Annotated in this window: 20 protein-coding genes and 1 pseudogene; 13 read left to right on the top strand and 8 right to left on the bottom strand. The window is 68.6% G+C overall.

Features of this window, described 5'->3' with window-relative positions:
• Positions 1 to 217: 217 nt before the first annotated feature.
• On the top strand, positions 218 to 964 hold the full coding sequence (locus tag ACIBVL_RS24980; RefSeq protein ID WP_399099923.1) for a phosphotransferase family protein: 747 nt from the start codon (positions 218 to 220) through the stop codon (positions 962 to 964).
• A 323-nt stretch (positions 965 to 1,287) separates the two neighbouring features.
• Here ACIBVL_RS24980 and ACIBVL_RS24975 read toward each other — a convergent pair whose 3' ends face one another.
• Positions 1,288 to 1,473, bottom strand: a complete 186-nt coding sequence (locus tag ACIBVL_RS24975; protein WP_399099921.1) for a hypothetical protein — start codon at positions 1,471 to 1,473, stop codon at positions 1,288 to 1,290.
• 65 nt (positions 1,474 to 1,538) lie between these two features.
• Between ACIBVL_RS24975 and ACIBVL_RS24970 the strand changes: the two genes are divergently transcribed.
• Complete coding sequence (locus tag ACIBVL_RS24970; RefSeq protein WP_399099919.1) at positions 1,539 to 2,768, top strand: PP2C family protein-serine/threonine phosphatase; 1,230 nt, start codon at positions 1,539 to 1,541, stop codon at positions 2,766 to 2,768.
• Positions 2,769 to 3,028: 260 nt separating this feature from the next.
• Here the strand turns inward: ACIBVL_RS24970 and ACIBVL_RS24965 are convergent, their stop codons facing one another.
• The gene (locus ACIBVL_RS24965) at positions 3,029 to 3,673 is read right to left on the bottom strand and encodes a TetR/AcrR family transcriptional regulator (RefSeq protein WP_399099917.1); all 645 of its coding nucleotides are present in this window, start codon (positions 3,671 to 3,673) and stop codon (positions 3,029 to 3,031) included.
• 235 nt (positions 3,674 to 3,908) lie between these two features.
• Here ACIBVL_RS24965 and ACIBVL_RS24960 point away from each other — a divergent pair, with 235 nt between their 5' ends.
• The 4 genes from ACIBVL_RS24960 to ACIBVL_RS24945 are packed head-to-tail and all read left to right on the top strand — an operon-like array spanning position 3,909 to position 7,666.
• On the top strand, positions 3,909 to 4,712 hold the full coding sequence (locus ACIBVL_RS24960; RefSeq protein WP_399099915.1) for an SDR family NAD(P)-dependent oxidoreductase: 804 nt from the start codon (positions 3,909 to 3,911) through the stop codon (positions 4,710 to 4,712).
• Positions 4,713 to 4,753: 41 nt separating this feature from the next.
• Entirely contained in the window at positions 4,754 to 5,875 is a 1,122-nt protein-coding gene (locus ACIBVL_RS24955) for a DUF5938 domain-containing protein (protein ID WP_399099913.1), read from the top strand.
• A gap of 11 nt (positions 5,876 to 5,886) precedes the next feature.
• Complete coding sequence (locus ACIBVL_RS24950; protein WP_399099911.1) at positions 5,887 to 7,431, top strand: long-chain fatty acid--CoA ligase; 1,545 nt, start codon at positions 5,887 to 5,889, stop codon at positions 7,429 to 7,431.
• Entirely contained in the window at positions 7,424 to 7,666 is a 243-nt protein-coding gene (locus ACIBVL_RS24945; protein ID WP_399099909.1) for a hypothetical protein, read from the top strand. Before ACIBVL_RS24950 ends, ACIBVL_RS24945 begins: the two co-directional genes overlap by 8 nt.
• A gap of 55 nt (positions 7,667 to 7,721) precedes the next feature.
• Here ACIBVL_RS24945 and ACIBVL_RS24940 read toward each other — a convergent pair whose 3' ends face one another.
• Both ACIBVL_RS24940 and ACIBVL_RS24935 read right to left on the bottom strand, forming a co-directional pair.
• Positions 7,722 to 8,276: a peptidoglycan-binding protein gene (locus ACIBVL_RS24940; protein ID WP_399099907.1), complete on the bottom strand. Its 555-nt coding sequence runs from the start codon at positions 8,274 to 8,276 to the stop codon at positions 7,722 to 7,724.
• 445 nt (positions 8,277 to 8,721) lie between these two features.
• The gene (locus tag ACIBVL_RS24935) at positions 8,722 to 9,336 is read right to left on the bottom strand and encodes a dihydrofolate reductase family protein (protein ID WP_399099905.1); all 615 of its coding nucleotides are present in this window, start codon (positions 9,334 to 9,336) and stop codon (positions 8,722 to 8,724) included.
• Between the two features lie 584 nt (positions 9,337 to 9,920).
• On the opposite strand from ACIBVL_RS24935, the gene ACIBVL_RS24930 reads away from it, so the two are divergent.
• The 3 genes and pseudogenes from ACIBVL_RS24930 to ACIBVL_RS24920 form a co-directional block, all read left to right on the top strand.
• The gene (locus tag ACIBVL_RS24930; protein WP_399099903.1) at positions 9,921 to 10,676 is read left to right on the top strand and encodes an SDR family oxidoreductase; all 756 of its coding nucleotides are present in this window, start codon (positions 9,921 to 9,923) and stop codon (positions 10,674 to 10,676) included.
• A 38-nt stretch (positions 10,677 to 10,714) separates the two neighbouring features.
• Entirely contained in the window at positions 10,715 to 11,407 is a 693-nt protein-coding gene (locus tag ACIBVL_RS24925) for a TetR/AcrR family transcriptional regulator (RefSeq protein WP_399099901.1), read from the top strand.
• A 195-nt stretch (positions 11,408 to 11,602) separates the two neighbouring features.
• Positions 11,603 to 12,281, top strand: a pseudogene (locus ACIBVL_RS24920) (hypothetical protein); the annotation flags it as partial.
• 33 nt (positions 12,282 to 12,314) lie between these two features.
• Here ACIBVL_RS24920 and ACIBVL_RS24915 read toward each other — a convergent pair.
• The 3 genes from ACIBVL_RS24915 to ACIBVL_RS24905 all read right to left on the bottom strand — a co-directional run bounded on the left by ACIBVL_RS24915 (position 12,315) and on the right by ACIBVL_RS24905 (position 14,490).
• Entirely contained in the window at positions 12,315 to 13,259 is a 945-nt protein-coding gene (locus ACIBVL_RS24915; RefSeq protein ID WP_399099899.1) for a phosphotransferase family protein, read from the bottom strand.
• A gap of 368 nt (positions 13,260 to 13,627) precedes the next feature.
• A complete protein-coding gene (locus ACIBVL_RS24910) occupies positions 13,628 to 13,789 on the bottom strand; it encodes a hypothetical protein (RefSeq protein ID WP_399099897.1) in 162 nt (53 codons plus the stop codon).
• A 5-nt stretch (positions 13,790 to 13,794) separates the two neighbouring features.
• A complete protein-coding gene (locus tag ACIBVL_RS24905; RefSeq protein WP_399099895.1) occupies positions 13,795 to 14,490 on the bottom strand; it encodes a TetR/AcrR family transcriptional regulator in 696 nt (231 codons plus the stop codon).
• Positions 14,491 to 14,603: 113 nt separating this feature from the next.
• Between ACIBVL_RS24905 and ACIBVL_RS24900 the strand changes: the two genes are divergently transcribed.
• The 3 genes from ACIBVL_RS24900 to ACIBVL_RS24890 all read left to right on the top strand — a co-directional run bounded on the left by ACIBVL_RS24900 (position 14,604) and on the right by ACIBVL_RS24890 (position 18,722).
• Positions 14,604 to 15,767 carry an FAD-dependent oxidoreductase gene (locus tag ACIBVL_RS24900; protein ID WP_399099892.1) on the top strand — a complete coding sequence of 388 codons (1,164 nt, stop codon included), beginning with the start codon at positions 14,604 to 14,606 and terminating at the stop codon, positions 15,765 to 15,767.
• 750 nt (positions 15,768 to 16,517) lie between these two features.
• The gene (locus ACIBVL_RS24895; RefSeq protein ID WP_399099890.1) at positions 16,518 to 16,955 is read left to right on the top strand and encodes a cytidine deaminase family protein; all 438 of its coding nucleotides are present in this window, start codon (positions 16,518 to 16,520) and stop codon (positions 16,953 to 16,955) included.
• 234 nt (positions 16,956 to 17,189) lie between these two features.
• Positions 17,190 to 18,722 carry a DUF4331 domain-containing protein gene (locus ACIBVL_RS24890; RefSeq protein WP_399099887.1) on the top strand — a complete coding sequence of 511 codons (1,533 nt, stop codon included), beginning with the start codon at positions 17,190 to 17,192 and terminating at the stop codon, positions 18,720 to 18,722.
• Between the two features lie 262 nt (positions 18,723 to 18,984).
• Here ACIBVL_RS24890 and ACIBVL_RS24885 read toward each other — a convergent pair whose 3' ends face one another.
• Positions 18,985 to 19,392 carry a YciI family protein gene (locus ACIBVL_RS24885; protein ID WP_399099885.1) on the bottom strand — a complete coding sequence of 136 codons (408 nt, stop codon included), beginning with the start codon at positions 19,390 to 19,392 and terminating at the stop codon, positions 18,985 to 18,987.
• A 369-nt stretch (positions 19,393 to 19,761) separates the two neighbouring features.
• Between ACIBVL_RS24885 and ACIBVL_RS24880 the strand changes: the two genes are divergently transcribed.
• Positions 19,762 to 20,343: a hypothetical protein gene (locus tag ACIBVL_RS24880; protein WP_399099882.1), complete on the top strand. Its 582-nt coding sequence runs from the start codon at positions 19,762 to 19,764 to the stop codon at positions 20,341 to 20,343.
• Positions 20,344 to 20,460: the final 117 nt, after the last annotated feature.

Raw genomic sequence — 20,460 nt, 5'->3', positions numbered from 1 at the left:
CCATCTCCACCCGGTGATTGGAACATAGGGCGTCCTGGGACCATCTCAAGATGCCTGATCTTCACCAATCACCCGCGAAATGCAGCGAGTTGGAGTCGCCTTGGTGGGGCCGCTGAACGCCGCTCCAGCCAGCCGGGGGGCGGGACGCGGTCAGCCGCGCAATCGCACGCGATAAACCCGGCGACGTCGACGATTATCCCGGGGACACTGGTCGCTCATGGATGAGGTCAAAGTCGTCGTCGCCCACTCCGAGCGCACGACCCTGCGCGTCGGTGACGTTTTCCTGAAGGTGGACGCCGATCAGGCGCGCATCGACGTCGAGGTCGAGGCGATGGCCCTGGCGCCTGTCCCGACCCCGGAGGTCCTGTGGCGCAAGCCGCCCGTGCTCGCGATCGCCGCACTCCCGGGGACGACGCTTGGACGCCTCGGCGGGGCGTCGACCGGGTCGCCGACGGCATGGGCCGCGGCCGGTGCCGCCATCCGGAAGTTGCACGATGCGCCACTGCCGCCCCGGCCCGGCCGGGCCGGCCGGAGCATCATCGCGCTGGTGGCGGAACTCGACGACGAGTGCGAGCGGCTCGTGACGAACGGCGTCCTGCCCGCGGACCTGGTCACCTGCAACCGCGAGGTCGCCGAGGCCGCGTTCCGGCCGTGGACTCCGGTGTTCACGCACGGCGACCTGCAGATCGACCACGTGTTCGTCGACGGCGACGAGGTCACGGGCATCATCGACTGGTCCGAGGCGGGCCAGGGTGATGCACTGTTCGACCTCGCCACCTTCACGCTCGGACACGAGGAGCACCTTGACGACGTCATCGCCGGCTATGGCACCGACGTCGACCGCGACGTGATCCGCGCGTGGTGGTCGTTGCGAAGCCTGCTGATCGTTCGCTGGCTGGGCGAGCACGGTTTCGACCCGTTCGCGCCGGGTTGCGAGGTCGACGTGCTGAGATCCCGCATGTGAGGCGGCGCGGGCCCGGTGCTGCTGCGAATACGTTCTGACACATCGGGAAGGCCATGCCTTGGCGATCGCCCTGCCCATGATCTCAACACAGTGCGGTACACAGACATGGCCGGCAGATGACCGGCCAGGCTGGCCGGACGGTCACCGTGCCCGGTGCCGCGCCGGGCGTTGTGCGGGGTGATCGGGAACCGGCGGACCTTGTCCCGGTAAGCCTCGTGGTCGTAGCCACGATCGGCGTACGGGTGCTTGGGGCGGCGCAGCTGCTGGCCGTCCGGCTACGCGTGCAGGGGCCTGACCACTGCCCGGAGGCGAGCAGGTCGTCGTCAGGGGGAGCGGTCGTCCGGCGCCGCGTGCAGGTAGGCGTACCGGGCGCCGATGCAGCCGTCCCCGACCAGGCCGGGAACCGCACCCGCACCGCCGTCGAACGCACCACCGCCTTCGGCCGGTGCTCCACGAGGTTCGGCCACGACACTGTCGGGGCCTTGGACGGACCTGTACCAGGGCTTCATGGCGTTTTCGCTCCTAATCTTGGAACAGCAAAGCGACGCTCGGCTCCGACTCAGACAGGCAGGACATGAGGAACCCGCAGATCGACTACGCGGCGGTCTTCCGGGCCCTGCCCGGCATGGTGGCGCTGCTCACCCCCGACCTGGTGTACGTCGACGCCAACGACGACTTCGTACGGCTGGCCGGGCGCACCCGCGAGGAGCTGGTGGGCCGCTACATCTTCGACGTCTTCCCCGAGAACCCCGGCGAGCCGGCCGCGGCCGGCATGCGGGAGACCCGGGCGTCGATGCTTCGTACGGTGGCCACCGGCGAGCGCGACACGATGGCGCTGCTGCGCTACGACATCGAGGATCCCCAACGGCCCGGCGTGTGGCAGGAGCACTACTGGAGCCCGGTGAACGCCCCCGTCCTGGGACCCGACGGGCAGGTGGCGTTGATCGTGCACCGGGTGGAGGAGGTCACCGAACTCATCCGCGCCTTCGGCGGGCCGGGCGGTGACAGCCGGTCCCGGGTGCTGGAGGCCGAGCTGTACACCCGCGCCCGGGAACTGCAGGAGGTCAACGAACGTCTGCGCCGGGCGCACGCCCGCGAACGCGAGGTCGCCCTGGCCCTGCAGGCGGCGATGCTGCCCACGCCCGACCCGACCGGGCAGCACGCGGCGGCCGTGCGCTACCGGCCCGCCGTCGGCGCGCTGAACGTGTGCGGCGACTGGTACGACCTCGCCGACCTGCCCGGCGGGAACCTCGCGGTCGCCGTCGGCGATGTCGTCGGCCACGGCCTCGCCGCCGCCGGCGTCATGGGGCAGCTGCGCAGCGCGCTGAGCGCGGCCTGCCGTGTTGCCGACGGCCCCGCCCAAGCCCTGGAAGCCCTCGGCCTGTACGCACGCTCCGTCGAAGGCGCCGAATCGACCACCGCCGTGGCGACCTTCATCGCCTGGGACGATCACACCATCACCTACAGCAGCGCCGGCCACCCTCCCCCGGCCCTGGTTGGCCCCGACGGCACCGTCACCTTCCTGGACCAGGCCACCGACCCCCCACTCGCGGCCCGCCCCGAACACCTCTCCCGCCCCCAGGCCCGAACGCCCTACGTCGAGGGCTCAACCCTCGTCCTGTACACCGACGGCCTGATCGAACGCCGTAGCGAGAGTATCGACACCGGCCTGGACCGCCTCGCCGACTCCCTCGCCCGCCACCAGCGGTCCGACCCCGAGACCCTGGCAGATGCTCTCCTGACCGACCTCCTCCCCTCCGCCGGCAACACCGACGACACCGTGCTGATCGCCATCCGGCTCTGACCCGGTTCTCGGCCGACAGCCCGGCCGGCGGCCCACGCGACCAGGGGTCGCAGGCCGCGGGTCCAGCGGTCACTTCTCGCCGCCGGTCGATTCTTTTTCAGGGAATGAGCATAAGTCGGCAATTTCTGCCGTTATGTAGATGTCGGCCCTGAATTCTGACACCGGAAGAATTACGATCAGTCGTGCCACTGCCCGTCCCTCTCTCCGTGCACCCGCTCAATACATTCAGGCCGATCGTCGGCACCTGGCCGGCACAAAGATCAGCCAGTTGTGGAGTGGGCGACCAACCGCTCCAGGACTTGTTCCACACCCGCCTGCAGATCGGCCGGTGCCCCGTCGTGACCGGTCAGGTACCTGAGCAGTGCCTGTTGGAACAGCCCGTCAAAGAGTGCGTACGCGACCGCGGGGGACACCGCGGCGGGTGAGCCGACGAGTTCCGCGTACTGGCTGACGATGCGCCAGATCATCTGTTCCAGGCTCTCATCGATCTCGAGGACATCATCGCGGAACGACTCCTCGAACAAGGCCTGATTCCGGAGGTCGTACCACAGCCGGTGCATCGTCGCGTCCTCACGCAACGTGCCGCTCATCGCCGCACCGAAGCCCTGCTTGAGTTCCTCGGCCGAGCCGGCGGTGACGACTATGCGGTCGTATCGGGTGACGCACTCCGCCTTGTACTGCCGCACACAGTAGGTGATCAGCTCCACCTTGTCGCGGAAGTAGTAGTGCAGCACGCCATGGGAGAACTCGGAGTTCTGTGCGATCTCACGCAGACTCGTACGGGCATAGCCGAGCTCGGACAGGGTCTGCAGCGCGGACGCGGCGAGCTGCGCCCGCCGCTCGGCGAACTTGTCGACCTGCCGCCGGGAGATCCGTTCCTGGTTCTTGCCCACGACCTGGGTCACAGCACGTCTCCCCGCCTACGTCGGCCTTCCGCCCGCCCGCACCGTACGGGCTCCACCAGGTTATCGCGGCCCTTGCCCCCGCCCGACACAAATCTTGACAGTCGTCCAAGAAAGTCTTGACGACTGTCAAGAAGTCTTGGACGCTGGCGCTGCGTCCCACGGTCCGGGCTTCCGGCCTGCGGCTGACCGAGCGGCGCTGTCACGCGGTGCAGTCATCTCAATGAGGAGATGTTCCATGAGTGTGTACGACCTGACCGGACGCAAGGCCCTCGTGACGGGCGGTGCCCGTGGACTGGGTGCCGGGATGGCCGAGGCGCTTGCCCGGGCCGGCGCCGCCGTCGTCATCGGCGACATCCAGGAGGAACTGGGCAAGGCAACGGCCGATGCGCTGAGGGAGTCCGGCGCGCATGCCGGGTTCGTCTCCCTCGATGTGACCGAGGACGCGAGCTGGGAATCGGCCGTCTCGCAGACGATCGCCGAGTTGGGCGGCCTGGACATCGTCGTCAACAACGCCGGAGTGGAGATCTCCGGCCTGGTCGTCGACCTCGACCCGGCCGACGTCCGGCGGATGCTGGAGGTGAACGTCCTCGGGACGGCGCTGGGCGTCAAGCACGCGTTCCGTGCCATGCGGCCCGACGGCCCGGCCGGCAGCGGCGGTGCGGTCGTCAACATCGCGTCGGTCGCGGCCACCATCGCGTTTCCCGGCATCGCGGGCTACTCCGCGACGAAGTCGGCGGTCGACCGGCTCACCCGGGTGGCCGCGCTGGAATCCGGGAAGCTCGGCTACGGCGTACGCGTCAACTGTGTATACCCCGGACTGGTGCCGACTGAGATGGGCGCCAAGCTCGCGGCCGACATGGTGACCCTCGGCCTCTGGCCCAGCGCGGAGGCGGCCGTCGGCGACGTCATCGGCCTGACCCCGCTCGGCCGGCTCGGCGAGGTCACCGACATGGCCGACGCGGTGGTCTTCCTCGCGTCCGACGGCGCCCGCTTCATCACCGGCGCCGGCCTGCCCGTCGACGGCGGCATGGGCATGTGACGAGCCCTCGTCTCCTCCCTCCCCCGAAAGGACGTATGACCATGAGCAGTGACAAGCCCGTCGTCGTCTACGGCGCCTCCGGCTACACCGGCCGCCTCGTCTGCGAATACCTCCGCGAGTACAACGTCCCCTTCATCGCCGCCGGCCGCGACAAGGCGCGCATCCAGGAAGTCCTCGACAAGGTCCCGGGCATCGACACCGTGGACCACGAGGTCGTCGAGGTCGAGCACGCGGTCGGACCGCTGACCGAACTCTTCCGCGGCGCCAAGGTCGTGAGCAACATGGTCGGCCCGTTCATCAAGTACGGGCCAGAGGTCGTGGAGGCCAGCCTCGCGGCCGGCTGCCACTACCTCGACACCACCGGCGAGCAGGACTGGGTCCTCGACGCCCAGGCCCGGTGGGGCGACCAGTACGCCGACAAAGGCCTCCTGCTCTCCCCCGGCGTCGCGCAGATGTACACCACCGGGGAGATCGCGGCCAACATCTGCCTGGAGACTCCGGGGCTGGACACCCTCGACATCCTCGTGCTGTGGAAGGGATTCCCGACGTACGCCTCGACGCAGACGATCTTCACCATCCTGAAGGCCGACTGGCACTACCTGGAGGAGAACCAGTACAAGAAGTGGGACCCGCTCACCGCCGTCGAGGTCTCCGTCCCCGGACAGCACGAATCGGCGCTGGCCTTGCCCTGGGGCGGCACCAGCCACCCCGTGTGGTTCAAGAAGGACCCGAGGGTGGCGACCTGCAGGGTGCTCGGCGGAGTCATGGACCGCACCGTCATGCAGGGCGTGGTCGAGACGGTGAAGATGGTCGAGTCGCAGATCAAGACACTCCCCGCCGACGAACAGGACGCCGCCCTCGCCCAGGTCGCCGCCTCCGTGCAGGCCGGCATGCCACCTCGGGAGAACCCCCGTATCAACACCTCGGTGGACTCCGTCCACGCCTCTGGTCCGCTGGGGCGCGCCCACTGCGTGATGTACGGCAACAGCAATTACAAGCAGACCGGGCTGCTCCAGGCGTACGCCGCGTACTCACTGATCCAGCAGCCACCCCGCCGCGTCGGCCTGGCCTCGGCCTGCCAGGCCTTCGGCCACCGCGAACTGCTCGGCGTCCTCAAGAGCTTCGGGCTCGTACTCGACCCGGTGCTCACCGTCCACAGCTGAAAGGTGCTGCCGTGCGTCTGACCGACTACCTCGACAAGGGCACGTCCCTCGGCTCCGGAGCGCCCTGCCTCACCACAGGGGACTGCACCCTCACCTATGGCGAGGTCCAGAAACTGTCCTGGCGGGTGGCCCGGGCCCTGGACCGGTCAGGCGTACGGCCGGGCGACAAGGTGGCGATCCTGTCCGCCAACGATCCCACCGCCTTTTCCTGCGTCTTCGGCATCTCCCGGGCGGGCGCCGTGTGGTGCCCGGTCAACCCCCGCAACGAGGCCGCCGAGAATCGCGATCTACTGGACCTCTTCGACTGCACCTGCCTGATCTTCCAGGAGGCCTACGCCCCCCTGGTCGCGAAGATCCTCCCGGACCTGCCGAAGCTGACCACCCTGGTCTGCCTCGACGGATCGCCGGAGCCGGCCATGCCCTTCGCGCGCTGGCTGGAGGGCGTGCCCGCCGAGCCGTGGGAAGCCCCGCCGGCCGACGAGACCGTCATGCTCGTCGGCACCGGCGGCACCACCGGCAGCCCCAAGGGGGTCATGCTCACCGACCGGAACATCGAGACGATGTCGGCGCTGACACTGATGAGCTACCCCTTCGGCACCCGCCCGGTCTACCTGGCGCTGGCCCCGCTGACCCATGCGGCCGGGGTGCTGTGCTTCCCCGTCATGACGCTCGGCGGCGAAATCGTCATCATGCCGGCGCCCGACCTCACCGACTTCCTCGCGCAGATCGAACACCACCGCGTCACCCACGCCTTCCTGCCCCCGACTCTGATCTACATGCTCCTGGGCCACCCCGACCTGGAATCCACCGACCTGACATCCCTGCGCTGCCTCTGGTACGGCGCGGCCCCCATGTCGGCGGCCCGGTTGGAAGAGGCCATCGACCGGATCGGCCCTGTCATGGCGCAGCTCTTCGGCCAGTCCGAGGCGCCGATGATGATCTCGACGATGGCGCCCGAACAGCATTTCCACGCCGACGGCTCACTCGCCGTCGAGCGCTTCACCTCCGCCGGGCGCCCTGCCCCGCTGGTGACCGTCGCCATCATGGACAGCGAGGGCCGGCTGCTGCCACCCGGCGAGCGCGGCGAGATCGTGGTGCGCGGCTCCCTGGTGATGGCGGGCTACTACAAGAACCCGTCGGCCACCGAGGAAGCCTCCCGGCACGGCTGGCACCACACCGGGGACATCGGCTACCTCGACGCCGACAACTACCTCTTCATCGTCGACCGCGCGAAGGACATGATCATCAGCGGCGGCTTCAACGTCTACTCCGCCGAAGTCGAGCAGGCGGTGATGGAGCACCCGGCCGTCCAGGACTGCGCGGTCGTCGGACTGCCGGACGACAAGTGGGGCGAGCGGGTGACGGCGGTCGTGCAGCTCCACCCTGATCAGAGCGTCACTGACGACGATGTGCGCGCCTTCGTGAAGGCCCGCATCGGCAGCGTCAAGGCCCCCAAACAAGTCCAGGTCTGGCCGGACCTCCCCCGGTCGAAGGTCGGCAAGGTCCTCAAGAACGAGGTCAAATCCCGCCTGCTGAACAGGAGTTCGCATGACTGACCAGGTGCGGGTGGCTGGAGTCGGCATGATCCCGTTCAGCAAGCCCGGCAGGAGCAAGAGTTACCCCGTCATGGCCGAGGGCGCCGCCCGGGCGGCTCTGGACGACGCCGGGATTCCGTACACAGCCGTGCAGCAGGCCTACGCGGGCTACGTCTACGGGGACTCCGCGGCCGGCCAGTCCGAAGGCACGCACACCGGCTGGATACGCCTGACCCGCCCAGCACCGCGCCGGTGATGCCGGGCCAGGCCGCGGCCGGACTTACCGGGGAGGCCGGCCGTGGCGGACGACTTCAGGTGCAGGTCAGGTAGTCGTAGCCGGCGATCCGCGCGTTGCCGCTGCCGTCGTAGAAGTGGTACCGGCCGTCACTGTCGCGGGTGACACTGATCGTGTGGTCGAAGCCCCTGTAGGTGTCCACGGCACCGTCGGCGGTCAGGTCGAACAGCCCGTAGGTGCCGGAAGACACGCGAATCGCGGCTCCGAAGGTTTCCTTGCCGACCACGCCGTCAGCGGTCAGGCCCGTGGTGCTCTGCCAGCTCTCGGTCGCGGCCTTGGTGTTCGATCCGAAATGACCGTCGATGTCCCCCGAGTCGAAAGTTGTGCCGTCCGCCTCGATGGCGCCATCCGCCCAAAGTATCTTCTGCCACAGGCAGGTGGCGTTGGACGACGTGTTCGTGCTGGTCGACAGGATGCCTTCGTCCAGCCAGTCGTCGGTCCACGTCTCCGCGCCGTAGACATACGCGCGCCCGCTGTAGGTGCCGCTCGCGGCGGCCGGCGAGGTACTCAACGCGAGTGTGGCGGCGGTCAGCACGCCCACAATGCCCGCGGCCAGCTGGGCTCTCTTCAAACGCGCACTCATAGGTGTCCCACTTCGATCGGTATGGAGGACTGTGCGTCCCGGTCTGCGAGCCCCGCTCCGCTCGACGGGCGGTGCCGCTGCGCCTAGACGGTAGGAGCGACACCACGGCCGACGCGTCCCGCACTGGGTGGAACTCCCGTCCCACCCAGTGCCGTAGCCGCACGGATCTGCAACTTTCGCGGCAGTGGCTGCTGCAGCTTCCGTGGTACCCCACAAGGTTGACGCTTGCGCGCGTACTCCGGCACTACGCTGCGGCGATGTGCATGCGTCCTGGTGCCGGCCCTAAGGGCCGGCTGCGACGGTTCTACGCCGACGGACGTTCGGGATTCCGGCGGCAGGAGGGCCGGTCAGGGCGGGCTCCGAACTCCGTATCAGAGTGCGGCGCCCCATCCGAGCCGTTGACTGCCCGATGGGACGGTCCGCACCGATGTCGTCAGAGGACGCTGTAGGTCAGGTGCGTCGCAGTCGATGTCGAGGTCACGTTCCGCTGCTCCAGTGTGCGCGGCACAGCGCCGGTGAACAGTGGCGTCCCGGCGCCCAACACGACGGGCGCGAGGTGCAGCGTCAGAACGTCGACCAGCCCGGCGTCGAACGCCGAGCGGATCGTGGCGCCACCGCCCATGAGGACGACGTCGAGGTCCTTGCGGCTGTCCGACGACGCCGCCTCGGCGCGCTCGCGCGCGGCGGTGACGGCGTCGGACAGACCAGTGGTGACGAACGTCCAGTCGAGGTCGGTGAGCCGCACCGACTCCGGCGGCGAACTCGTCACGACGACGAACGCGGGCTTGCCGACCTCGCCGGCCCCGTAGCCGGTCGAGTCGTCCCAGCCGTTCGGCCCGTCTACCAGGTCGAAGAGCCGGCGGCCGAGCAGGACGGCACCCGAGCGGGCAGTCGCCTCGCGCAGGACCTGGCGGTCCACGGGGTCGTCGGAAAAGGCCCAGGTGTGCAGGGCCTCGCCGCCGGTGCCCAGTCCGTTGTCCGGACCGGGATCGGGCCCGGTGACGAAGCCGTCGAGGGAGACCGAGATGTCAGCGATGATGCGAGTCATACCAGGGCAGACCTGATCCGCCGCCCGAACTCATCACGAACGCATGAGGTGTGTGACTGTTCTGAGAGGTCGATGGCACGCGGTCAACGGTCAGTGACACAACGTCTTGGCCGGCGCGGCTCAGTCGGAGGCATGGAGGGTGACGCCGGCCACGACCGAGCCGTCGGCGGCGACCAGGTGCACCTTGGTCACGGGCGGCGAGCCGACGGGGGCAGGGGTGACCCATGGGTGCCCATGGAGGTCCGCGTCGCGGCTGCTCTCGTCCGCCTCTGCGCCTCCTGACCCGCATCGTCGAACTCACCGACGACCACATTCGCCACGACCAGGGGCATACCTACCTGACGGTCAACCACTCCCCCTCGTGCTGCCGCCCAAGCTCGCCCGCCTCATGGACGATCAGCTCCGGCACAGGCCCGACACAGCAACAGGGCCGGGCCCAGGTACCTCGTGCCCGGTCACAGCCCTGGACGCCCGCGCAACCCCTTCGATGGTAAGTGGATCGACTTGCCTTCGGGGTGTGCGGGAGCTACCTTCGCATGGTGAGTCCATCGACTTACCTTTCGACTCGGCAAGGAACAATCACCATGAATCGTCTTGCGGGCAAGCGCGCCCTCATCACCGGCGGCACGAGCGGGATCGGCCTGGAGACCGCGCAGCGTTTTGTCGCGGAGGGGGCCGAGGTGCTGGTCACGGGCGTCACCCCGGCCAGCATCGACCGGGCGCGGCAGGTCCTCGGGGACAAGGTGCCGGTGGTGCAGGCCGATGCACGCGATCTCGATGCGCAGCGCGGCCTGGCGGAGCGGGTGCGTGAGCACTTCGGGGAGCTGGACGTGGTGTTCCTGAACGCCGGTGTCTCGGACTGGCGGCCGTTCGAGGAGCACACGGAGGACAGTTTCGACCGGCTCTTCGACATCAACGTCAAGAGCGTCTTCTTTCTCACGCAGGCCCTGGTGCCGGTGCTGGCCAACCCGTCCTCGGTCATCCTCAACGCGTCCAGCAGCGCGCACGGCGGCTACGGGCATTCGAACGCCTACGCCGCGACGAAGGCGGCTCTCGGCTCTTTGATGCGGTCGTGGAACGCGGACCTGCTCAGGTCGCACGGCATCCGCTTCAACGCGGTCAGCCCCGGCCCGGTGGACACCCCGCTGTACTCCAAGCTCGGGATCGAGGACCCCGCGCAGCAGGCGGCGGTGCTGGAGGGGATCAGCGCCGGCATCCCGCTGGGCCGCATGGGTCTGCCCGAGGAGGTCGCGGAGGCCGTCGTGTACCTGGCCTCCGATGCCTCCGCCTTCGCGGTGGGCCAGGACCTTATCCTGGACGGAGGCCAGACCGTCCTCTGACAGCGGGGATGCGGCCGGAGACGGCGAGGGGCGTGGGTATGTCGGTGGCGGACCGTGACCGAGCACAAAGCGGTGGCGAGGCGTGCCAGGCGGGGTACCACGCGCAGATCAAAGCGGAGAACCGTGCGCGCATCATCCGCGCCGCCCGCGACCTCTTCCTCGCCCGGGGATACGACAAGACCTCCCTGGCTCAGATCGCCAGGGAGGCCCGCGTCTCCACCGGCACCCTCTTCAAGCGGTACCCCTCCAAGGCCGCGCTGTTCGCGGCCGTCACCTCCGAACAGTGGCAGCTGGACGTGCAGTACGCCGCACCGCCCCCACCCGGTGATCCCCGGTACGGCCTGGACCACATCGGCCGTGACTACGCCTGCCTGGTCGCGCGGCCCGGCACGGCGGCGCTGTGCCGCCTCATCATCACCGAACTGCCCCAGATGCCGGAACTCGCCGACATCGTCGGCACCGGCTTCGCCATCGACCGCGGCCCCTTCTTCGACCGGCTCCGCGACTACCTGGACGCCGAGGCACAGGCCGGCACCCTCGACTTCCGTTCGGCCGACGGACAGCCACAGTCGGCGGCCGAAGTCGCCGAACAGTTCCTCGGCATGATCTGCAGCCAGTTCCTGTGGCCCCAACTCGTACGGACCGACTTCGTCCCGCCCAACCCCACCGACGCCGCGATCGTGGACGAAGCCGTCGCCCTCATGCTCAGCCGCTACGGCACCGGATCCTGAACCCCGGACCACCGGTTCACGCTGCCAGGAACCAGAAACGCCGCCCTACCGGTACAGGTGCAAGGGGCCTCCCGGTACTGCCGGCGTGCGCCCCCGGCGTTGCGCTCAGTGGCGTGACCACCGACAAGTGATCGACGAAATCCTCCACCCCGGACGAACCCGGGGCGACGTCGGCCCCGCTGTGCCGGTGTTGGCCTGGTCTCCTCCTATTCCGGCCCACTCGGCGAGGCCCTGCCGGTGCTGGCCAAGGCGCCGGTGGAGGGTCTGGCGCTGGACTTCACCGAGGCCGCGGACGCCAACCTCGACGATCTCGGCACCGTCGGCGGTCTGCCCGGCAAGCGTCTGATCGTCGGCGTCGTCAAAAGCCGCAACATCTTGGGTCAACGACCTGTCGGGCGTCCCTCGCCACGCTCGGAACCCTGCTGGGGCTGGCCGACCGGGTTTACGTGTCAGCCTCCTGCTTTCTGCTCCACTTGCCCCGCGACGCTGCCCTACAGACCGGTGAACTGCGCACCGCCCCGCGGCGACCTGCGCGTGGGCCGGACCGACACCGCCGGCTCCGAGGAACGCATCAAGGCCGATATCCAGCGTGGTCGTCTCCTTCCAGGAGAAGGCCGGCCTGGACGTCCTGGTGCACGGCGAGGCCGAACGCAACGACATGGTCCAGTACTTACTTCGCCGAGCAGCTCACCGGCTGCCTCGCCACCCGGCACCGCTGGGTGCAGTCCTACGGCACCCGCCACGTCCGTCCGCCCGTCCTGGCCGGCGACATCTCCCGACCCGAGCCCGATGACGGTGCGCTGGACGACGTACGCCCAGTCCCTCACCGACCGGCCGGTCAAGGGCATGCATCACCGGGCCCGTCACCGTTCTCAGGTGACGGCGGTTCAGATCCCGTACACGCCGATTATCGGGCCGTCATCCGCCGGAGGTCGTCGGTGATGCCCTCGAGCGGCGCTGTGTTGCCGATGGAGGCGAACCAGTCCCACAGCTCCAGAGCGTGGTAGAGGCGGTAGAGGCCCACCCGTTGGCTCCAGTCGGCGGGCAGCGAGCCGTAGCCGTCGCAGAGCGCTTCGCGCTTGTCCTGGTCGTCGTGGACGGAGTAGTAGTCGGTCTTGGCCACGTCCATCAATGGATCGGCGGCGATCGCGTTCTCCACGTCGATGAAGCCGCTGACCTGCCAACCGCCGCCGTCCTCGGCGACCAGGACGTTGCCCTCGTGGAAGTCGTTGTGGCACAGCACGGCGTGCTGGCATGCGCCGAGCAGCTCGGCCTGCCGGGCGACCTTCGCTTCGATGGCCGTCGCGAGCGCCGCTTCGCCCCCGTGATCGGCGTACTCCCTGAGCTTCTTGTGGAACTGCCGTGTCATGTAGGCGGTGTTCGTCGGCTCGGGATCCAGAACCCGCGTGGTGAGGTATCCGTAGGCGCCCTGCGGGATCCGGTGGACTGCGGCCATGCAGCCCCCGATCTGACGGTAGATCTCCCGCAGCGACGCCCTGTCGAGTGCGTGGCTGACGGCGGACAACGGCTGGCCCCTGAGCATCGTCATCACCGTGTAGCAGCGCCCGAGCGCGTTGTCGGCGTCCCCATGGTGCAACACGTCGGGCACCGGCCCGACACCGTGCTGCTGAAGCAGCTGGTAGACGTAGATCTCCTTGTCCTGCTTCCAGCGCCACTGATCGTCGTAGATCTTGATGACCACCGGCTCGGCCGCCCCGGCGAACCGGATCTCGAAGATCGTGCTCAGCTCCCCGCCAGTACGCGTAACGATCTCCCCGACGGACGCGCCGGGAAGGACGGGACGCAGGAGTTCCTCGGCCATCGCCGACGGCAGCGCTGCTGTAGCGGACACTCCGAAACCGTAGATGCGCCAGGGCGGATGTCGCGAGCGAAATATGGTCGGTGCGAAGAGGGTCGACGGAGAACGCCTGGCATGGCTTCTGCAGCAGCAGGTTCTCGGTCGCCGACCACCTTACTCACGGATGCGTGTAGCCACGCGACGTCGTGTGGATCAGCGACGGGGCGTCCTCGGCGGACAGCTGGTCCGCACGCCCGGCGATCTTCGGGGGGCGACGTAACCGGTCGTCTCGGTCGAGGTCATGCCCGGCAAGGTGTGGCGCAGGGCGGTCCGCTGCTCCAGCGCGGCCAGGACGGCGAGGTGGGAGGGGTTTGGCGGGCCCAAGGCGTTGACGACTTCTTCGTGGATGTCGCGGACCCCGATCAGGGGTCGGGCATATGGATGACGGTGTGCTTGCAGGGGTCGAGGGCGTCCAGGCAGGTGCGGACGGAGACGGTCTTGCCGGCACCGACCTCGCCGGGGGAGCGTTCGGCGAGGCACCAGGAGATGCGGGGACGGCCTGATTGTGGGGGCGTGCCGCACATGCGCGTCACGCGGGCGGTCGCGGGCCTGCGGTCGTGTTCAAGCCGTCCAGGAGCAGGTCGAGGCCGGTGGTGAATTGGTCGCGGTCGTCGTGGTCGCGCAGGTCCGTGGTGGTGTGCGTCAGGAAGGGGTAGTCGGCGGGGTCGAGTTCTTCCCAGCGCTCCGCGGTCTGGGTGAGGAAGGCGTCGCGGCTGGTGGTCGCGTTGGCGCGTGGGGCGACGATCTGGGCGCTGACGCCGGTGATGTAGTAGGAGATCGCGGTGGAAACCGCGAAATGCCGTTCGGCGGGCAGCCCGGTTCGTGCGACAAGGGTGCCGACGCGGTCGAGCAGGTGCAGCGCGTTCGCCAGTGTGGGCGGCGCGTTGACGTGGGACGCTGCCCACGGGTGCCGATCAAGGGCATCGAAGACGGCGACGGCAAGCGCGCGCAGCTCGGCGCCGGCGCCCTCCTCGGGGCGTGGGGCCGCGGCAAGGGCGTGGCCGAGCACCTCATCGGCGGCCAGAGCGACGAGCTCGTCCTTGTTCGTCACGTGCCAGTACAGCGCGCCGGGCCCGGTGTTCAGTTCTTTGGCCAGCAGCCGGAAGGTGAGTCCCCGCTCGCCGAACTCGTCCAGGAGGACAACGGCCGCGCCGACGATGATCTCTCGCGACAGGGCGTCGGCACGCGCTTTCCCATCGGGTGCTCTTCCTCGGGTTCGTGGCATGACCTCATTTTGACACGCGGTGGATCTGTGTTCCATATTCCTTATGGAACACGGATCCATATCGATGCCCGGGCAGATGCCCGGTGCTCCGCCGCACGGGAACGAGGAAGCCCATGAACACCAGCCACCGCTCGATCGCCATCGTCGGCGCCGGCCTCGGCGGCCTGACCCTCGCCCGGGTCCTGCACGTCCACGGCATCCGCGCAACGGTCTACGAGGCCGACCCCTCGGCAAAGTCCCGCACGCAGGGCGGCCAGCTCGACATCCACGAGGACGACGGGCAGCGTGCGCTCGCCGACGCCGGTCTCACCGACGAGTTCCGCGCGATCATCCATGAAGGCGCCGAGGCGGCGCGCGTCCTCGACCAGCACGGCAAGCTGCTGTTCGACGCCCCGGACGACGGCACGGCGCGGCGTCCCGAAGTGCTCCGCGGAGACCTGCGCGGGATCCTGCTCGACTCCCTGCCCGACCAGACGGTCCAGTGGGGACACAAGGTCACCGGTGTGCGGCCCCTCGGCAATGGCCGGCACGAGCTGACCTTCACCGACGGCTCGACCGTGACCAGCGGTCTCCTCGTCGGTGCCGACGGCGCCTGGTCGAGGATTCGCCCACTGCTCTCCGACGCCGAGCCCGCCTACACCGGCACGACGTTCATCGACACCTACCTGTACGACGCCGACGAGCGGCACACCGCGACGGCCGAGGCGGTCGGCGCCGGCGCGATGTACGCCCTGTCCCCGGGCAAGGGGATCATCGCGCACCGCGAGGCGGGGAACATCCTTCACACCTACATAGGGCTGAACCGCTCCGCCGAGTGGATCGCCGACATCGACTTCACCGACGCCACCGCCGCGAGGTCTCGCATCGCGGCCGAGTTCGAGGGATGGGCTCCAGAACTCACCACGCTGATCACCGACGGCGAGACCGCTCCGGTCGCGCGCATGATCCACACGCTCCCGGACGGACACCGATGGGACCGTGTGCCCGGGGTGACGCTCCTCGGCGATGCCGCACACCTGATGCCGCCGTCCGGCGAAGGAGCGAACCTGGCGATGTTCGACGGCGCCGAACTCGGCAAGGCGATCGCCGCTCACCCCGACGACTTCGAGGCCGCACTCACCGCCTACGAAGAGGCGCTGTTCCCGCGCACCGAACCCCTCTACACGGAGGCGCACGACATGCTGGACCTCTGCTTCGGCGACCGCGCACCGTTCGGATTCCTCGACTTCTTCAACGGCGGCCCCCAGGGCCAGGGCACGACACAGGAACAGTCCTGAGCCACAGCCCCGACGGGCCCTGTGCCACTGCGAGCCGCACTCTCGGGCAGCGTGCACAGGACCACACCTCTCACGACGGACGTCCCGGACCGCAACTCCATGTCCGTCAGCGGGACTCACGCTGAGAGGTCACGCGGAGAGGTGGCGCTCGGGCGGCGTTGAGGGCGTCTACTCCAGTTGGGCTCAGAAAGGACCCGGTCGCTGATGCGCCGACGGGGCAGCGAGTGGACGGTCGGAGTGGAACTCCGGCTGTTCGGGCAGCCGGACCGCGAATTGATCGCACAGCGGTGCGGTGAGCCAGGACGGCAGCGCGAGCACAGGTTTCCTCCGTGATCACGGAGCGCTCATATCAGCGTGTCGACGAAGACAAGTGCCGCCCGCAGCAGGTGGAGCGCCAGCCCTCGCCGTGTTCTCGGCGGCCCGTAGCTCATGATGTCGATCGGCTGGGTGTCCGAAAGCGGCAGCTTGCTCCACAGCGCGACCGTGCCTGCACCGTGTGGACGGGTACGTCTTCGCCAGCTCCTTTTCCTACGTGCCCGTGGCCTGCTAAGTCAGCTCCAACCGGGCCAGCACATCCGCGCCGGAGGCTGTTGCTCATCCTCGACGGCACCGACCACCCCACCCACAAGACCCCATGGCAGCGTGATCCGCCGCTACATCATCCGGCGGAGCAAGCACAGCGGCGATATTCGCTTGCGCACCTTCGTTACTCGCGCCAACGTCGCCTGACACCGTATGAAGGCAGAGAAGATGACCACACATCCCCACCCCGTCGACCACGAACTCATCCAGGCCGCAGCCCAGGTCGCGCGCACTCGATGCCGCGGCGACAACCACACCATGGCGGCCGCGGCCCGCGCCCAAGACGGCCGGATCATCACCGCGGTGAACGCCTACCACTTCACCGGCGGCCCCTGCGCCGAACTGGTGCTCATCGGCACGGCGGCTGCCCAGGGCACTTATGAACTGGACACGATCGTCGCCGTGGGCGACCGCGACCGGGGGGTCGTTCCTCCGTGCGGCCGGTGCCGCCAAGTCCTTCTCGACTATTTCCCAGCTCTGAAGGTCATCGTCGGCGCAGGCGACCGTCTCCGAACCGTGTCCATCACCGACCTGCTCCCCGAAAGCTACGTATGGGCCGACCATCAACTCGACGCTGAGGACACCCCGCCCCTCAGCACGAGCTGACGCCAGGGGGCTTCCGGGGCCTGTCAGATCGCTCAGCGCCAGGCGGGCTCCTGCCTTCACGCTCCCTGTCCCTCATCTCGTGTCCCCGCCGCACGGGCGAGAGCGATACGGCCGGGGAGTCGAGATCCATCGATCCACCGATAGATCGGTCAATCCGTCAATATTCACCAATCCGCAGGGGCGGCTGTTCCGAATCCTCGAGCGTCAGGGAAGTTGGCATGGAGGACGGACGGTATGACACCTATCTCCAGGAGCGGTACGGGGCGCAGGGGCCTCTCGACCCTCATAGCGGGTGCACTGGCCGCCGGGGGACTCGCAGCCGCCGGCGTGGCCACACTGGAACCGGGGGCGGCCTCCGCCTCCAGTCACCGGGAGGCCCCGCTGATCTCGGGACAACCCCGGTACGACAACACGGACGTGTACGCCTTCGTGAGTCCGGACAATCCGGAGACAACGACGATCATCGCGAACTGGATCCCGTTCGAGGATCCGGCAGGCGGCCCGAACTTCTACACGTTCGCGGACGACGCCCAGTACGACATCCACATCGACAACAACGGTGACGCACAGGGCGAACTGCTGCTGCGCTACACCTTCAAGACGCACACGAAGTCCAAGAAGACGTTCCTGTACAACACAGGCCCGGTCACCAGCCTGGACGACCCGGACCTGAACGTCACGCAGACCTACGACATCGAGCTGTTCAAGCTGCACAGCCAGCAGGTCGTGTCGAGGACGAAGCTCGCCGACGACATACCGGTGGCTCCGTCGAACGTCGGCAAGGCGTCGATGCCCGACTACGGCATGCTGCGTCGGCAGGCCGTCCGTAAGCTCGCCGACGGCGCCCAGACGTTCGCCGGCCAGGCAGACGACCCCTTCTTCCTCGACCTGCGCGTGTTCGACCTGCTGTACGGCGGGGACCTCTCCGAGATCGGTAACGACACCCTCAAGGGCTACAACGTCAACTCGGTCGCCCTGCAACTGCCCACCGGCATGATCACCGAGTCGAAGCACCAGCCGGTCGTCGGCATCTGGTCGACCACCCAGCGAAAGAACGCCCAGGGCTACTACGAGCAGGTCTCGCGTCTGGGCAATCCGCTGGTCAACGAGGTCGTCAACCCGCTGAAGGACAAGGACGAGTTCAACGCGTCCTCACCGTGGAACGACGGCCAGTTCCTGCAGAACGTGACCCATCCGGAACTGCCGAAGCTCATCGAGGACGTCTACAAGATCAAGGCGCCCGCAGAACCGCGCAACGATCTCGTCGATGTCTTCCTCAAAGGCGTCAAGGGCCTCAACCAGCCTCCGAACGTGCGACCGGCGGAGATGCTGCGTCTGAACACCTCGATCAGACCGACCGTCGAGCCGAAACGGCTCGGTGTGCTCGACGGCGACAAGGCGGGCTTCCCGAACGGGCGCCGGCTCACCGATGACGTCGTGGACATAGCGCTGCAGGTCGTCGAGGGTGAGCTGGTCGGTTCCAAGAACGACCTGGGTGACGCGGTCGACGTCAACGACCAGAGGTTCGGCGACTCCTTCCCCTACCTGGGCGAGCCCGTAGCGGGTTCGCGAGGCCCGCTCGCGAAGGGTACGACCGGTGGCAATGAGGTCCGCAACCAGGTGGGCGATGCCCTGCAGTCGGCCGGCGCCGACGGCATGCGCAACACCGGCCTGATCGCCGCGTCGGCGGCCTCGGGCGCGGTGGGGATCCTGCTGATCGGCGTGGGTCTGGCGTGGTGGCGTCGAAGCGTGCAGCGGCCGAACTGAGCGGCACAACACGACGGCGCGCCCCGCACCTGCCCAGATGCGAGAGGGTGGGGTTCGGCGAGACGGACCCCGCCCTTTTCTGTCGGCATCCGCCCTGGTCAGCACTTGGTTCCTGATGATCCTCGGCGAGTGCTCCCGGCAGGATCGAACGGCGGCGGGCGCATTCGCGGGGAGGGCGGCGATGGCGGGCCCGTGGCTGGAACTCGCCCAGCCGGCCGCGGGCGAGGGCCGCCTGGAGGATCCCGACGCCCCTTCTGGGTCGTCACTCCGTGACGGTGGACGACACGCCGTAGAACGGGCGCAGCTCGAGCCACTCGTGGATCGGCTTCCCGCCCGCCCCGGGGGCGGCCGACAGCTCCCCGGCCAGCTCGACGGCCCGCTCGAGACCGTCGACGTCGATCACCATCCAGCCGGCGATGAGGTCCTTGGTCTCGGCGAACGGGCCGTCGGTGACCGGCGGGCGCCCCTCGCCGTCGTAGCGGACCCACGTCCCCTCCGGGGCGAGTGCCTGGCCGTCGACGAACTCGCCGGTCTTCTCCAGCCGGGCCGCGAAGTCGTTCATGTACTGCAGGTGGGCCGAGATCTCCTCCGGCGTCCACTGGTCCATCGGCACGTCGTTGACCGCGGCCGGGGCGCCGCGGTAGTGCTTCAGCAGCAGGTACTTGGCCATGGTGGTTCTCCTCGCTGGTGCGTCCCATTGTGGTCGCCTTCACTGCGGGGACGGAGCCAGTCACAGATTCTCGACATCGCCGGCGAAATTTCGCGGGCCCTTGCAGACGGGCCCGGTCTGATCAGCAGCGGCCACACAAGTGGACCGAGGTCGCGGTCGGCGGCTTCTGGGGGTGAGCAGTTCGGTCCTGTACCGGGCGACAGCCGCGACGAGGGCGCCGTAGTCCGCGACCGCCATTTCCTCGCGGCTGGGGGCGACGTCCCCCTGGAAGCCGACCGACCCGCAGAAAACCGGCCAGAAACCGCAACCTTTCAGCCATCCCCAGTGTCTCATTCAATATCAGCACCAACCATGCTTCAGGGGGCCGTGATGAGACGAAGCAGAACAGTATGGGCAGCACTCACGGTCGTGGCCACCGCACTGGGAGTGACCGCACTCCCGGCCGATGCCGCGCCGGTCGCCGCCGCGCAGAGCACTGCCTGCCCCACCGGCTGGGGCAGCCTCGCCAAGACACGCACAGCCGGTACGACGACACCGGTGACGAACGTCAGGACCGGCCGCCACGCCTGCTACGACCGGATGGTCATCGACATCCCCGGCGCGGGCAGGAGCCACCTCGGCTACTCCGTCAGATATGTGACACACCTCTACCAGGACGGATCGGGTCGCCTCATACCCGTCGGCGGCGGAGCCGTCCTGGAGGTGCGGGTGACAGCGCCCAGCTACGACCCCGGCACCGGGGCGCCCACCTATCCCGCGAGGGCCGGCCGCCCGCTGCCGGGCGTCAACCTCACCGGATACCGCACCTTCCGGGACACCCGGTTCGCCGGCAGTTTCGAGGGCGACACCCAGATCGGGCTCGGCGTCCGGACCCGGCTGCCGTTCCGGGTCCTGCGGGTGGACGGCCACGTGGTCGTGGACGTGGCCCACAACTGGACCGGAGCTCGCTGAGCGGGTCGGCGTCAGACCTCGAGGGAGGCGAGCCGGCCGGGTCAGAAGCAGGCCGACCGCCGCGGGGCGTTCCTGCCGGATCCAGTGACCGCAGCCGTCCAGGACGCGGGAAGGGAG

This window comes from Streptomyces sp. NPDC049687, assembly GCF_044465285.1.
Lineage (GTDB): Bacteria > Actinomycetota > Actinomycetes > Streptomycetales > Streptomycetaceae > Streptomyces.
The sequence above is the reverse complement of the archived record's forward strand: the minus strand, read 5'-3'. Positions and strand labels throughout refer to the sequence as shown.

Bases quoted from the DNA above. Each gene is read 5' to 3' on its own strand.
- ACIBVL_RS24980 (WP_399099923.1), top strand. From the start codon at position 218: ATGGATGAGGTCAAAGTCGTCGTCGCCCACTCCGAGCGCACGACCCTG.
- ACIBVL_RS24975 (WP_399099921.1), bottom strand. From the start codon at position 1,473: ATGAAGCCCTGGTACAGGTCCGTCCAAGGCCCCGACAGTGTCGTGGCC.
- ACIBVL_RS24970 (WP_399099919.1), top strand. From the start codon at position 1,539: ATGAGGAACCCGCAGATCGACTACGCGGCGGTCTTCCGGGCCCTGCCC.
- ACIBVL_RS24960 (WP_399099915.1), top strand. From the start codon at position 3,909: ATGAGTGTGTACGACCTGACCGGACGCAAGGCCCTCGTGACGGGCGGT.
- ACIBVL_RS24955 (WP_399099913.1), top strand. From the start codon at position 4,754: ATGAGCAGTGACAAGCCCGTCGTCGTCTACGGCGCCTCCGGCTACACC.
- ACIBVL_RS24945 (WP_399099909.1), top strand. From the start codon at position 7,424: ATGACTGACCAGGTGCGGGTGGCTGGAGTCGGCATGATCCCGTTCAGC.
- ACIBVL_RS24935 (WP_399099905.1), bottom strand. From the start codon at position 9,336: ATGACTCGCATCATCGCTGACATCTCGGTCTCCCTCGACGGCTTCGTC.
- ACIBVL_RS24930 (WP_399099903.1), top strand. From the start codon at position 9,921: ATGAATCGTCTTGCGGGCAAGCGCGCCCTCATCACCGGCGGCACGAGC.
- ACIBVL_RS24925 (WP_399099901.1), top strand. From the start codon at position 10,715: ATGTCGGTGGCGGACCGTGACCGAGCACAAAGCGGTGGCGAGGCGTGC.
- ACIBVL_RS24910 (WP_399099897.1), bottom strand. From the start codon at position 13,789: ATGTGCGGCACGCCCCCACAATCAGGCCGTCCCCGCATCTCCTGGTGC.
- ACIBVL_RS24905 (WP_399099895.1), bottom strand. From the start codon at position 14,490: ATGCCACGAACCCGAGGAAGAGCACCCGATGGGAAAGCGCGTGCCGAC.
- ACIBVL_RS24900 (WP_399099892.1), top strand. From the start codon at position 14,604: ATGAACACCAGCCACCGCTCGATCGCCATCGTCGGCGCCGGCCTCGGC.
- ACIBVL_RS24895 (WP_399099890.1), top strand. From the start codon at position 16,518: ATGACCACACATCCCCACCCCGTCGACCACGAACTCATCCAGGCCGCA.
- ACIBVL_RS24890 (WP_399099887.1), top strand. From the start codon at position 17,190: ATGACACCTATCTCCAGGAGCGGTACGGGGCGCAGGGGCCTCTCGACC.
- ACIBVL_RS24885 (WP_399099885.1), bottom strand. From the start codon at position 19,392: ATGGCCAAGTACCTGCTGCTGAAGCACTACCGCGGCGCCCCGGCCGCG.
- ACIBVL_RS24880 (WP_399099882.1), top strand. From the start codon at position 19,762: ATGAGACGAAGCAGAACAGTATGGGCAGCACTCACGGTCGTGGCCACC.